Source organism: Microcella daejeonensis (assembly GCF_026625045.1).
GTDB lineage: Bacteria > Actinomycetota > Actinomycetes > Actinomycetales > Microbacteriaceae > Microcella > Microcella daejeonensis.
The window spans coordinates 691331-703624 of record NZ_CP113089.1 but is presented as its reverse complement, the minus strand read 5'-3'; the positions used below and the strand labels follow the sequence as shown (position 1 = coordinate 703624).

The window sequence follows — 12294 nt, the reverse complement described above, 5'->3', positions numbered from 1 at the left end:
GGCTAGACCGGGTCGGTGCCGAGCAGCGCGTGGCAGCGCTCGAGGCGGGCGCGCCACCAGGCGGCGCGCGGGCCGGGGGCGGCGAGCCGGCGCAGGGCATCCTCATCGATGTCGACGCGGCCGATGTCGATCGCGCCGTCGACGGGGGCCACGCGCTCGACGGCGACGTCGTCGGCGAGCAGCGCCCCGGTGCCGAGCCCGCAGTCGTACTCGAGCGCGGGCAGGCGGGCGGCGAGGCGCGCGCCCATCGAGAGGCCGACGCTCGTGTCGAGAGCGCTCGAGACGACGGCCGGCAGCCCGGCCTCGGCGACGATGGCGAGCGCGCGGTCGATGCCGCCGAGCGGCGCGGCCTTGATGACGAGCAGATCGGCGGCGCCGGCGCGGGCGACCGCGAGCGGGTCCTCGGCCTTGCGCACGCTCTCATCGGCGGCGATCGGGATGCCGAGCCGATGCACGCGGCGCCGCAGCTCGGCGAGCTCCTCGACGCTCGCGCAGGGCTGCTCGACGTACTCGAGATCGAACTGCTCGAGCGCGCGCAGGGCGTGCTCGGCCTCGTCGAGGTTCCAGCCGCCGTTCGCATCGAGCCGGATCCGCCCGGCGGCGCCGAGCATGATGCGCGTCTCCCGCACGCGCTCGACGTCGTCGGCGAGGGTCTGCCCGGCCTCGGCGACCTTGATCTTGACGGTGCGGCAGGCGCCGTAGCGGGCGAGGATCCCGGCGATCGCGTCGGGCGCGACGGCGGGCAGCGTCGCATTCACCGGGATGCTCTCCCGCAGCACCGGCGCCTCCGAGTCGTGCCAGCCGTCGTCGAGGGCCGCGGCCAGCCACGTCGCCGCCTCGGCGTCGTCGTACTCGAGGAAGGGGCTGAACTCGCTCCACCCGGCGGGGCCGCGCAGCAGCACCGCCTCGCGGTGCGTCACCCCGCGGAACCGCGTGACGAGCGGGATGGAGACGACGTGCGCCACGGCGAGCACCGTCTCGAGCGGGGGCGGGGCATCCATCGTCGGGCGCATGCGCCCAGTCTGCACCCCCGCCGCGCGGCCTAGGCTGGCGGCATGGCAGAGTCCCCCGTCTCCGAGCTGTTCGACCCGGAGCGCTGGCGCCCGGCCGAGCGCATCGGCGAGCTCACCGACATCACCTACCACCTCGACACGACGGGCCGCATCGCGCGCATCGCGTTCGACCGGCCCGAGGTGCGCAACGCGTTCCGCCCGCACACGGTCGACGAGCTGTACCGCGCGCTCGACGACGCGCGGCAGGATCCGCGCATCGGGGCCGTGCTGCTCACCGGCAACGGGCCGAGCGGCAAGGACGGCGGCTGGGCCTTCTGCTCGGGCGGCGACCAGCGCATCCGCGGGCGCAGCGGCTACCAGTACGCCGAGGGCGAGACGGCCGAGACGGTCGACCCGGCCCGCGCGAGCCGCCTGCACATCCTCGAGGTGCAGCGCCTCATCCGCTTCATGCCGAAGGTCGTCATCGCGGTCGTGCCCGGCTGGGCCGCCGGCGGCGGCCACTCGCTGCACGTCGTCTGCGACCTCACGATCGCGAGCCGCGAGCACGCCCGCTTCAAGCAGACCGACGCCGACGTCGGATCCTTCGACGCCGGCTACGGCAGCGCCTACCTGGCCAAGCAGGTCGGCCAGAAGGTCGCGCGCGAGATCTTCTTCCTCGCCCGCGAGTACGACGCGCAGCGCGCCTACGACATGGGCACCGTCAACGCCGTCGTGCCGCACGCCGAGCTCGAGGCCACGGCGCTCGACTGGGCCGAGACGGTGCTGACGAAGAGCCCGACGGCCATCCGCATGCTCAAGTACGCGATGAACCTTCCCGACGACGGGATGGTCGGCCAGCAGCTCTTCGCCGGCGAGGCCACCCGGCTCGCCTACGGCACCGACGAGGCCGTCGAGGGCCGCGACTCGTTCCTGCAGAAGCGCGCACCGGACTGGTCGCCGTACCCCTGGCAGTACTGAGCCGTGCGGTCAGCCGCGCGCCCGCACGTACTCGGTCATCACGACGCCGCCCGGCAGGGTGCGCGTGCTCTCGAGCCGCCACGGCCCGGGCATCGCCGGCCCGCCGACGAGCGGCACGCCGTCGCCGAGCAGCACGGGGTTGACCTTCACGATGAGTCGATCGATCTCATCGGCGAGCGCGCCGGCGAGCTCGCCGCCGCCGCACAGCCAGATGCCGCCGCCCTCGCGCTCGCGCAGCTCCCGCACCACGGCCACGGGGTCGCTCGCGAACCGGGGCTCGCCCTCCGCGCCGCTCGGCCGCAGGGTGCGCGAGACGACGATCTGCTCGAGCGGGGCATAGGGGCTCGCGATGCCCGCGTCGAGGGCCGGCTGGTAGGTGCGCCGCCCCATGATCACGGTCGTCCAGCGCGCGCGGGCCGGGTCGAGTCGTGCCCCGAGCGCTTCGCGCAGGTGCGCCGGGATGGATTCGGGCACCTCGCGCGCGAGGGCCGCGTAGAGCTCCGGGTCGGCCGAGAAGCCGTCGGTGGCGCCGTCGCCGTCGGCGATCCGCCCGTCGATGCTCGTGGCGATGAAGTAGATGAGCTCGCGCATCCGCGCCCCTTTCACTACGGCTGTTGTGGTCTGCCAAACTACAACATCTGTGGTGGATGCTCTACCGTGGTCCCGTGGCGAAGAACCCCGCTCGACGCGATGAGCTCAGCGATGCGGCGCTCGCCGTGCTCGCCGACAGCGGCCTGCGCGGCCTCACCCACCGCGCGGTCGATGCGCGGGCCGCGGTGCCGGGCGGCACCACGTCGAACTACTTCCCTAGCCGCGCCGCCCTGCTCGCGGCGATCGCCGAGCGCGTCTACGTGCGCCTGCAGCCCGACCCGGCGGTGCTGCGCGCGCTCGAGGCGCAGCCGCCCACCCGGGCGCTCTTCACCGAGTACATGCGCGACATCGTGCGGCGGGTGCGCGCCGAGCCGGCCATGCTCATCGCCCTCATGGAGCTGCGGCTCGAGGCGACCCGCTCGGCCGAGCTCGCGGCCCTGCTGCAGCCCACCCTCGCCCGGGCGTACCGCTTCGACGTCGAGTACCACGCGGCGGGCGGCCTGCCCGGCGGCGAGGACGAGGTCGCGCTGCTGCACTGGGCGATCGAGGGGCTGCTGCTCGACGAGCTCGGCCCGTCGATGGGCGCCCGACTGGATGCCGATGCCGCCGTCGCCCTTCTCGTCGAGCGCCTCGTCCCCGAGCGCTGAGCCGCGCCGCGTGCCGCACCCCGAGCGGGCGCCCACCCGCCCGCGCTAGCGTCGGCACCATGAGCCGCCCCCTCTCCGTCATCGATTCGAGCGATCCGCTGGCGTGCCTGCTCGCGCTGCGCGAGGCGCTGGGCGGCGGACCGGCCGTGCTGTTCCGCGGCGGGGGAGCGAACCCCGTGTCGACCGCCCCGCTCGAGGTCGAGAAGCGCATCGCGCTCGTCGTCGAGACCAGCGGCTCGACGGGGGCGCCGAAGCGCGTCGCCCTCAGTGCCGACGCCGTGCTGGCGAGCGCGGCCGCCGCCGACGGCGCACTCGGCGAGCCCGGTCAGTGGCTGCTCGCCCTGCCCGTGCACTACATCGCCGGCATCAACGTGCTCGCCCGCTCCATCGCGAGCGGCACCACCCCGGTCGTCGTGCCGCCGGGCCGCATGGACGCGGCGACCGTGCTCGCCGCCATCGACCGCATGACCGAGCGCACGCGGTACACCGCGCTCGTGCCCGCGCAGCTGCTGCGCCTCGTCGATGAGGCCGAGCGGGCATCCGCCCAGGGCGATCACGCGCTGCAGACGGCGATCGGCGGCTTCGCGCGCATCCTCGTCGGCGGCCAGTCGACCCCCGCCCCCCTCATCGCCCGGGCGCTCGCGCTCGGCTGGCGCCTGACCCGCACCTACGGCTCGAGCGAGACCTGCGGCGGAGTCGTCTACGACGGCCGGCCGATCGGGCAGACCCAGATCCGTCTCTCGGCCGAGGGCCGCATCGAGCTCGGCGGGCCGACGCTCGCCGAGTACTACCTGGGCGACCCGGCCCGCACCGAGCGCGCCTTCGTCGAGGCCGACGACCAGCGCTGGTACCGCACCGACGACGCCGGCGAGCTCGTCGACGGGGTGCTGCGCGTCACCGGGCGCATCGACGACACGATCGTCACCGGCGGACTCAAGGTGCGGCTCGGCGACGTCGAGCGCATCGTGCGCGAGCAGCCCGGGCTCACCGACGCGGTCGTCGTCGCCGGCCACCACCCCGAGTGGGGCGAGGTGCCGGTGGTCGTCACGACCGCCCGGCCCGAGCTCGCCGCCCTGCGCCGCGCCGTGGGGGCCGTGCTGCCGCCCGAGGCGCGGCCCGATCGCATCATCACGGTGGATGCCCTGCCCCTGCTCCCCTCCGGCAAGCCCGACCGGCTCGCCCTCGGCCGCCGCGCCGCCGGGTAGCGCGCGGCGCCGGGCGGAGCGCGCCCCCGCCGCTCAGTAGGATCCTGCTGTGGCCACGACGTCGAAGAAGAAGCCCCGCTCCCGCCCCGGCAACCCCGCTCGCAGCGGCAACCCCGCCGCCCGCAGCGGCACGGCCGCGCGATCGGGCAACCCGGCAGCGGCATCCCGCGCCACCGCCCGCGACTGGATCGCCGGCGCCCGGCTGCGCACGCTCACCCTCGCGATCGCGCCCGTCGCGCTCGGCACGGCGATCGCGTTCGTCACCGAGGGGTACGACCTGCCCATCGCGCTGCTGAGCCTCGCCGTCGCGGTCCTCCTGCAGATCGGCGTCAACTACGCCAACGACTACTCCGACGGCGTGCGCGGCACCGACGCCGTGCGCGTCGGCCCGCGGCGGCTCACGGGCGGCGGCCTCGCCCCCGCGCGCACGGTGCTCACCGTGGCGCTCGTCTTCTTCGGCCTCGGCGCCGCCGCGGGGCTCGCCGTGGTCGTGCTCAGCGGGCAGTACTGGCTGCTCATCGTGGGCGCCATCGCGCTCGCCGCGGCCTGGTTCTACACGGGCGGCAAGAAGCCCTACGGCTACTCCGGCTTCGGCGAGCTCGTCGCCTTCCTCTTCTTCGGGCCGGTCGCCGTCATCGGCACCACGTACGTGCAGATCGGCGAGGTGCCGCTCGACGCGATCGTCGCGGGCGTCATCGCGGGGCTCTTCGCCGCGGCCGTCATGCTCGTCAACAACATCCGCGACATCGAGCAGGACGGCGTCGCCGCCAAGCGCACCCTCGCCGTGCGCCTCGGCGACCGGGCCGCGCGCATCCTGTTCGGGGTGCTGCTGCTGGTCGCCTTCGGCCTCGTCGGCTACTTCTGCGTCTTCTACGTCTTCGCGCCGTTCGTGTACTTCGCCCTGCTGCTCGCTGCGCCCGTCGTGCTCATCGTGCTCACCGCGCGCACGGCCGGCGAGCTCGTGCTCGCGCTCAAGATGACCTCGGCGGCGGCGCTCGTCACCGGCGTCTCGCTCGCGGCGGCGATCGCCTTCTAGTTCGAGCCAGAGTCCGAGCCCCAGCCCGCCTGGCGCGGTCTGAGCCCGCTGGCACGGTCGGCGGTCCGAGCCCGCCCGACGCCGCTCGCCCCGCCGGGCGCGCGCTCAGCCCGCGGCGCGCGGAACCCGCAGCTCGACCACGGCGCCCCCCGCGGGTGCCGCCCCGAGGCGCGCCGACCCGCCGTGGGCCTCGGCGATCGCCCGGGTGATGGCGAGCCCGAGGCCCGCCCCGCCCGCGAGCTCGATCGTCGGCCGCGGCCGCGAGAGCGAGGCGCGCCAGCCCGCGTCGAACACGCGCTCGCGATCCTCCTCGGGCACTCCGGGCCCCTCGTCCGCGATCGACAGGATGCCCTCCCGAGCGTCCCGCGCCACCGCCACGACCACGACCCCGCCGTCGGGGCTGTGCTCGAGCGCGTTGATGATGACGTTGACCAGGGCGCGGCTCAGAGCGCGCGGATCGGCGAGCACGAGCACCTCGTCGCTCACCGCGACCCGCAGCTCGCGGCCGTGCCGGCGGGCCAGCTCGCCGAACTGGGCGACGACGTCGCTCGCGAGGTCGGAGAGCGAGACCGGCTCGGCCGCGATCGTCATGGTGCCGGCGTCGATGCGCGAGAGCTCGAACAGGTCGCCGACGAGGGACTGCAGGCGCACCGTCTGCGCGCCGATGCGCCGGGCGGCCTCCTCCGGCTCGGGCGCGAGCCCGTCCTCGAGCGACTCGGCGATCGCCCGCATGCTCGCGAGCGGGGCGAGCAGGTCGTGCGCGATGCGCGAGACGAGCTCGCGGCGGGCGGCCTCGGCCCGCTCGGAGTCGTCGCGGGCGGCGCGCAGGCGGGCTCCCGAGTCGACGAGCTCGGCCTGCACGGCGTCGAGCTCGGTCGTGGCCCGGCGGGCGGGCTCGACGGTCTCGCCCGCCCCGAGTCGGCGGGCGTCGCGACCGAGGGCACGGGCATCCGCCGACAGCCGCAGGCCGAGCAGCACGGCGACGAGCACCGAGATCACGCCGCTCGTCGCCGTCACCGACAGCGCCACGATCGTGTCGGCGCGGGTGATGAACATGCCCACGGCGGCGATGGCGATGCCGCCGGCGACGGCGCCGACCGCCGCGAGCACGATGATGACGATGTGCACGAGCACCGGCGCGCGGCGCAGCAGCCGCAGCAGCACCGCCGCGATGCCGCCGGCGATGAGGGCGGCGAGCGCCGCCGAGCCGACGACCTGCAGGGCCGGGTCGAGCGTCACGCGCCGACCGCCGCGGGCTCGAGGCGGTAGCCGACCCCCCACACCGTGGCGATGATCGCGGGGGAGGCCGGGTCGGCCTCGATCTTCTCGCGCAGTCGGCGCACGTGCACGGTGATGGTCGACACGTCGCCCACCGTCCAGCCCCAGACCTCCTGCAGGAGGGTCTCGCGGCTGATGACGCGGCCCGGCCGGCGCACCAGGTACGCGAGCAGGTCGTACTCGCGCCCGGTCAGCGGCAGCTCGACGCCGTCGAGGGCGATGGTGCGCCGGGCGGCGTCGACGCGCAGGCGCCCGAGCGCGGCATCCCCCTCGTCGATCGCGGCCGCGCGCGCCCGCCGCAGCAGCCCCGCCGCGCGCAGCACGAGCTCGCGCGGCGAGAAGGGCTTGGCGAGGTAGTCGTCGACGCCGACCTCCAGCCCCTCGATGCGCTGCTCCGCCTCGCCGAGCGCGGTGAGCATGATGATGGGCACGTCGGATGCCCGGCGCAGCCGCCGCGCCACCTCGAGCCCGTCGACCCCCGGGATCATGCGGTCGAGCACCACGAGGTCGGGCGGGCGCGCGGCGGCCGCGGCGAGCGCGGCCACCGAGTCCTCCGCGTGATCGACCGCGGCGCCCGCGGCGGCGAGGTAGGCGCCGACGACCTCGCGCAGCTCGGCGTCGTCGTCGACGACGAGCACGCGGCGGCCGTCGAGCGCGCTCGGCTCCATCCCGGTGCCGGTCGCGCCGCGGGAGGCGCCGGCGTCAACGGCCACGGAGCACCCCTTCCAGCTGCGCGATCGGGTCGTACCAGCCCTGCTCTAGAACGAAGGCCTGCAGGGCCTTATCGGCGCCGACGATCACGACGATGCCGATGATCACGAACAGTACGCCCATGACCCGGCGGAACCAGCCGCGCGGGTCGGCGAGCCAGCCGAGCCGGCGGGCGGCCGAGCGGCCCGCGAGCCCGATGAGCAGCAGCGGCACGGCGAGGCCGACGGCGTAGAGCACGATGTAGAGCACGCCCTCGGCGAAGGAGACCGGCAGCACGGTCGCCACGATGAGCGCGTAGGTGGGGCTGCAGCTCGTGAACACCGGGCCGAGCGCGGCGCCCGTGAGGATGTCGCCGCCGATCGACTGCCGCTGCACCGATGCGTCGAGCGCGCGGTTGCTGCGGTCGCCGAGCCCCAGGCGGGTCGACAGACGCTCCCAGAGCGCGGGCACGAGCAGGTTGATGCCGAGCAGGATGACGATGACGCCCGAGATGACCTGCCGCACCGTCGTCGGAATGCCGAGCAGCGCCGTCGTCGCCTTGAGCAGCAGGGTGAAGACCACCACGCTCACGGCGAGGGAGGCCGCGATGATCACCGGCCGCCAGCGGGCGCGGCGCGCATCCGCCCCGCCGGAGACGATGGAGCCGCCGACGATGATGGGCAGCAGCGGCAGCACGCACGGCGCGGCCACCGTGAGCACGCCGGCCAGCAGGCTGACGAGCAGCAGTCCGTCGAGCACGGGCTACGGCGCCGAGGCGAGCAGCGCGTCGATGGTCGGCTCGTCGTAGAGCACGGTCGAGCCCAGGGCCTCGCCCTCGTCGTCGATGTGCACGACCGTGGTCTGCAGCGTCACGCCGTACCGCTGGCGCAGCTCGGTCTCGCTGTCGAAGTCGACCTTGATGATGGTGGTGCCGTCGGGGATCCCCTCCGACAGGATGCTCTGCTCGAGCTGCCGGCACTGCGTGCACCACGGCGCGTGGAAGAACAGCACCTTGTCGCCCGCCGTCTCGGCGATGACGCCCTCGCGGTAGTCGACGTAGGCGCCGGGCGAGCTCGCCGCGTCGTCCATCGATCCATCGTCCATCGCCTCGTCGTCCATGGACTCCTCGTCCATGGCCTCGTCGGTCATGCTCTCGTCGGCGGCCATCGTGTCGGCGGGCGTCGCGGCGCAGCCGCCGAGGGCGAGCGCGGCGACAGCGAGCAGGGCGGGAAGGGCGGCGCGAGTGATCATGCTCCGAACGCTAGGCGGCGGGCGGGGCGGCCGGCAGGGGCGAACCCTTACGAAGCGCTTACGGCTCGCGCGGGGTGCCGCCGGGCGGCGGGGCGGGATGCCCGTCGAGGGCCGAATCCTCGGCAGCGGCATCCTCATCGCCCGCATCGGGGACGACCGAGCCGCGGGCGCGGCGGGCGGCGAGGTCGCGCGCCACCTGGTCGCGCAGCCCGGCGAAGCCGATGTAGGCCACGGCCATCGAGATCACCGTCGCGAGGACCGCCGCGATCAGCCACTGCACGGAGAGCAGCAGGAGGAGTCCGAGCGCGGCCCCGAAGAGGCCGAGGCGCACGAGGCTGTAGGCGATCCACGGTTTCACGGGAGCCAGTCTACGAGCGGCGCCCTTGGCGGCCGCTCGGTGCGCGGGGCGCAGCCGCTGGGCCTGCGCTGAGCCCGCGCTGGGCCTCCTCCCCGCGCCCGCCCAGACCGGCGGCGTACAGTGAGGGCATGGCCAGAGTCATCGTCGTCCTCATCGTGATCGCCGTCGCGTTCACCATCTACACCCTGGTCGACGTGCTCATGACCGACCGCTCGCGCGTGCGCGGCCTGCAGAAGCCCCTCTGGGCGGTCGTCGTGCTGCTGCTGCCCGTCATCGGCGGCCTGCTCTGGCTCGTCATCGGCAAGGCCCGGCGCGCCTCGGGCAATCGCTCCCGCGTGATCGCGCCCGACGACGACCCTGACTTCCTCGGCACCCTGCGCAAGGAGGACGTCGCCCAGCGCGCCGATCAGGAGGAGCGCCTGCGCCGCCTCGAGCAGGAGCTCAGCGACCTCGACGATGACACCCGCGACGACAACGCCCAGCGCTAGCGGCTCGACGGTGCACGGGATGCCCGGCAGTGGTTCGCCCGCGCAGGCCGCGGCGACCGCGCTCATCGAGGGGCTCGTGCGCTGCGGCGTCGCCGACCTGGTGCTCAGCCCCGGATCCCGCTCCCAGCCCCTCGCGCTCGCCGCCGCCGCCCTCGACCGCGCCGGATCCCTGCGGGTGCACGTGCGCGTCGACGAGCGCGTCGCCGGCTTCACCGCCTTGGGCCTCGCCGTCGAATCGGGTCGCCCCGTCGCCGTCGTCTGCACCTCGGGCACCGCGGTGGCCAACCTGCACCCGGCCGTGCTCGAGGCGCACCACTCCGGCGTCGGCCTCATCGTGCTCACCGCCGACCGCCCCGTCGAGCTGCGCGGCATCGGCAGCAACCAGACGACCGTGCAGCCCGGCATCTTCGGCGATGTGCTGCGCGCCGACTGGGACGTCGCGGCGCCCGTCGGCGACCCCGGCGAGGCCGAGGAGGCCGCGGGGCTCGCCGAGGTGGCCGTGCGGGCGGCGGCCGAGGGCCCCGTCCACCTCAACCTCGCGTACCGCGAACCGCTGAGCGGGCCGATCGAGCTGAGTGCCGACCTCGTGCCGGGGGAACCGGCCGTCGCCGAGCCCGGCAGCGGCATCCTGGATCTCGAACCGGACGACGCGACCGTCGTGATCGCGGGCACGGGGGCCGGGCCGCTCGCCGAGGAGCTCGCGGTGCAGCTCGGCGCCCCGCTCATCGCCGAGGTCACGAGCGAGGCGCGCTTCGGCCGGCACATGGTCGCCGCCTACCGCGAGGTGCTGCGCGGCCCGCACGGCGAGGCGGTCGGTCGCGCGATCGTGCTCGGCCACCCCACGCTGAGCCGCGAGGTGCCGGCGCTGCTGCAGCGCGCCGACGTCGAGACCATCGTCATCCGCACGCCCGGCGTCGAGGCCTACGACCCCGGGCGCCGCGCGCGCATCGTCGACGGGGTGCGCGTGCACGGCACCCCCGACTCCGGGGCCGTGCGTCGCTGGGTCGGCGGCTGGGTGGCCATGTCGCGCGCCGTGCTCGAATCGCAGGATCCGGGCGATCCCGCCCCCGACCTCTCCCTCGCCGTCGGCACCGAGCGCGGCGTGCGGGCCGCCTTCGCGAAGGCCGAGCTCGCCGTGCTGCGGGCCCCCATCGATCGCCGGATGCTCGTCCGCGCCCTCTGGGCATCGACCTGGCCGCACGACCGCCTCGTCTTCGGCGCCTCGCGGCTCGTGCGCGAGGCCGACCGCATCCTGCCCGGCAAGCGCATCCCCGTGCATTCCAACCGGGGCCTCGCGGGCATCGACGGCACGGTCTCCACCGGAGCCGGCATCGCCCTGGCCGCCCGCGCCTCGGCCGAGCCGGGTCGGGTCGGCACGACGCGCGTGCTGCTCGGCGACCTCGCCCTCGTGCACGACGCCGGGGCCCTGCTCGCCCCCCTGCCCGACGACGTGCGCCTGCACGTGGTCGTCGGCAACGACGGCGGCGGCACGATCTTCGACTCGCTCGAGGTGGCGGCGACGGCCGACCCCGACGACTTCGCGCGGGTGATGCGCACGCCGGTCGCCGTCGACTTCGCGGCGCTCGCCGCGGCCGGGGGCTGGGCGTACCGCCGTGTCACCACCCGGGCCGAGCTCGATGACGCGATGACGGCTCCCGAGGCGCACGTGCTCATCGAGGTGCCCCTGCACGACGCCGACGCCGAGCCGCCGGCAGCCGACCCCGAGGCCGCCGAGCCGGAGGCCGCGGGCGCCTGAGCCGGGCATCCACCCCCGTCGCGCAGGGTGAGCACAAATTCAGGCCTTGCGACGCCGAGTTCGGCGTGTCGCGGCTCGGCGATTCGCAACACGCCGGTTCGTGCCTGAATTTGTGCCAGCCTCACCGGCCGCGGGCGCCTGAGCCGGGCATCCCCCCCTGTCGCCACCGAGCCCGCGCGGCTAGGGTCGCCGCATGACCGACCTTCTGCGCGCCGGCACCGACCTCGACCTGAGCATCGTCGACCCCCGTTCGACCCCCGGTTTCGAGGGCGGCAAGGCCGAGGGGGCGGCGGCTCTCGCGGCGGGCGCCGATGAGATCAGCCACCTGCAGGAGCGCCTCTACGCCGCCAGTCGCGCCGGGCGCACGCCGCGGGTGCTGCTCGTGCTGCAGGCCATGGACACGGCGGGCAAGGGCGGCATCGTGCGCCACGTGGTCGGCGCCGTCGACCCGCAGGGCGTGCAGCTCGCGGCGTTCAAGAAGCCGACCCCCGAGGAGCTCGCCGAGCACTTCCTCGCCCGCATCGAGCGCCGCCTGCCCGCCCCGGGCATGATCGGCGTCTTCGACCGCTCGCACTACGAGGACGTGCTGATCGCGCGCGTGCGCTCCCTCGCCGAGCCCGCGGTGATCCAGAGGCGGTACGGCGAGATCCGCGACTTCGAGCGGCGCGTCGCCGACGGGGGCACGCGCATCGTCAAGGTCATGCTGCACATCTCGCCCGAGGAGCAGAAGGCGCGCCTCGCCGAGCGCCTCGACCGGCCCGACAAGCACTGGAAGTACAACCCCGGCGACGTCGACGAGCGCCTGCTCTGGCCCGACTACATGGCCGCCTACGAGCGCGCGATCGCCGAGACCGACGCCGATCACGCGCCCTGGTACGTGGTGCCCGCCGACCGCAAGTGGTTCGCCCGGCTCGCGGTGCAGCAGCTGCTCATCGACGCGCTGCGCGACATCGACCCGCAGTGGCCGACCGCCGACTTCGACGTCGAGGCCGAGAAGGCCCGGCTCGCCGCGAGCTGAGGGGCG

At 75.0% G+C, this 12294-nt stretch carries 14 protein-coding genes; 7 read left to right on the top strand and 7 right to left on the bottom strand.

The features are described 5' to 3' along the window. Nucleotides 1–2 precede the first annotated feature (2 nt). Nucleotides 3–1013, bottom strand: coding sequence for an o-succinylbenzoate synthase (locus tag OVN18_RS03435; RefSeq protein WP_267781924.1), 1011 nt, complete (start codon nucleotides 1011–1013; stop codon nucleotides 3–5). A 42-nt stretch (nucleotides 1014–1055) separates the two neighbouring features. Between OVN18_RS03435 and OVN18_RS03430 the strand changes: the two genes are divergently transcribed. After that, a complete protein-coding gene (locus OVN18_RS03430) occupies nucleotides 1056–1970 on the top strand; it encodes a 1,4-dihydroxy-2-naphthoyl-CoA synthase (RefSeq protein ID WP_267781923.1) in 915 nt (304 codons plus the stop codon). 9 nt (nucleotides 1971–1979) lie between these two features. On the opposite strand, the gene OVN18_RS03425 is transcribed toward OVN18_RS03430, so the two are convergent. After that, nucleotides 1980–2561 carry a dihydrofolate reductase family protein gene (locus OVN18_RS03425; protein WP_267781921.1) on the bottom strand — a complete coding sequence of 194 codons (582 nt, stop codon included), beginning with the start codon at nucleotides 2559–2561 and terminating at the stop codon, nucleotides 1980–1982. 74 nt (nucleotides 2562–2635) lie between these two features. Between OVN18_RS03425 and OVN18_RS03420 the strand changes: the two genes are divergently transcribed. The 3 genes from OVN18_RS03420 to OVN18_RS03410 are packed head-to-tail and all read left to right on the top strand — an operon-like array spanning nucleotide 2636 to nucleotide 5449. Then, entirely contained in the window at nucleotides 2636–3208 is a 573-nt protein-coding gene (locus OVN18_RS03420) for a TetR/AcrR family transcriptional regulator (RefSeq protein ID WP_267738175.1), read from the top strand. Nucleotides 3209–3267: 59 nt separating this feature from the next. Beyond that, complete coding sequence (locus OVN18_RS03415) at nucleotides 3268–4413, top strand: AMP-binding protein (protein ID WP_267781920.1); 1146 nt, start codon at nucleotides 3268–3270, stop codon at nucleotides 4411–4413. A 49-nt stretch (nucleotides 4414–4462) separates the two neighbouring features. After that, the gene (locus tag OVN18_RS03410) at nucleotides 4463–5449 is read left to right on the top strand and encodes a 1,4-dihydroxy-2-naphthoate polyprenyltransferase (protein ID WP_267781918.1); all 987 of its coding nucleotides are present in this window, start codon (nucleotides 4463–4465) and stop codon (nucleotides 5447–5449) included. A 105-nt stretch (nucleotides 5450–5554) separates the two neighbouring features. Here OVN18_RS03410 and OVN18_RS03405 read toward each other — a convergent pair whose 3' ends face one another. Genes OVN18_RS03405 through OVN18_RS03385 form a run of 5 tightly spaced genes read right to left on the bottom strand, consistent with a single transcriptional unit; the run spans nucleotide 5555 to nucleotide 9026 of the window. Next, nucleotides 5555–6688 (bottom strand): sensor histidine kinase, encoded by a 1134-nt coding sequence (locus tag OVN18_RS03405; RefSeq protein WP_267781916.1) that lies wholly within the window; start codon nucleotides 6686–6688, stop codon nucleotides 5555–5557. Continuing rightward, nucleotides 6685–7440, bottom strand: coding sequence for a response regulator transcription factor (locus OVN18_RS03400; protein ID WP_267738170.1), 756 nt, complete (start codon nucleotides 7438–7440; stop codon nucleotides 6685–6687). The genes OVN18_RS03405 and OVN18_RS03400 overlap by 4 nt, the downstream gene beginning before the upstream one ends. Then, nucleotides 7430–8176 carry a cytochrome c biogenesis CcdA family protein gene (locus OVN18_RS03395; RefSeq protein ID WP_267781915.1) on the bottom strand — a complete coding sequence of 249 codons (747 nt, stop codon included), beginning with the start codon at nucleotides 8174–8176 and terminating at the stop codon, nucleotides 7430–7432. The genes OVN18_RS03400 and OVN18_RS03395 overlap by 11 nt, the downstream gene beginning before the upstream one ends. Before the next feature lie 3 nt (nucleotides 8177–8179). Beyond that, nucleotides 8180–8668, bottom strand: coding sequence for a thioredoxin family protein (locus tag OVN18_RS03390; RefSeq protein ID WP_267781913.1), 489 nt, complete (start codon nucleotides 8666–8668; stop codon nucleotides 8180–8182). A gap of 58 nt (nucleotides 8669–8726) precedes the next feature. Further along, the gene (locus OVN18_RS03385; RefSeq protein ID WP_267781912.1) at nucleotides 8727–9026 is read right to left on the bottom strand and encodes a DUF4229 domain-containing protein; all 300 of its coding nucleotides are present in this window, start codon (nucleotides 9024–9026) and stop codon (nucleotides 8727–8729) included. Between the two features lie 128 nt (nucleotides 9027–9154). On the opposite strand from OVN18_RS03385, the gene OVN18_RS03380 reads away from it, so the two are divergent. The 3 genes from OVN18_RS03380 to OVN18_RS03370 all read left to right on the top strand — a co-directional run bounded on the left by OVN18_RS03380 (nucleotide 9155) and on the right by OVN18_RS03370 (nucleotide 12288). Further along, a complete protein-coding gene (locus OVN18_RS03380; RefSeq protein ID WP_267738164.1) occupies nucleotides 9155–9514 on the top strand; it encodes a PLD nuclease N-terminal domain-containing protein in 360 nt (119 codons plus the stop codon). 19 nt (nucleotides 9515–9533) lie between these two features. Continuing rightward, entirely contained in the window at nucleotides 9534–11270 is a 1737-nt protein-coding gene (gene menD / locus OVN18_RS03375) for a 2-succinyl-5-enolpyruvyl-6-hydroxy-3-cyclohexene-1-carboxylic-acid synthase (protein ID WP_267781909.1), read from the top strand. Between the two features lie 193 nt (nucleotides 11271–11463). Beyond that, nucleotides 11464–12288, top strand: a complete 825-nt coding sequence (locus OVN18_RS03370) for a PPK2 family polyphosphate kinase (protein WP_267781906.1) — start codon at nucleotides 11464–11466, stop codon at nucleotides 12286–12288. Nucleotides 12289–12294 lie beyond the last annotated feature (6 nt).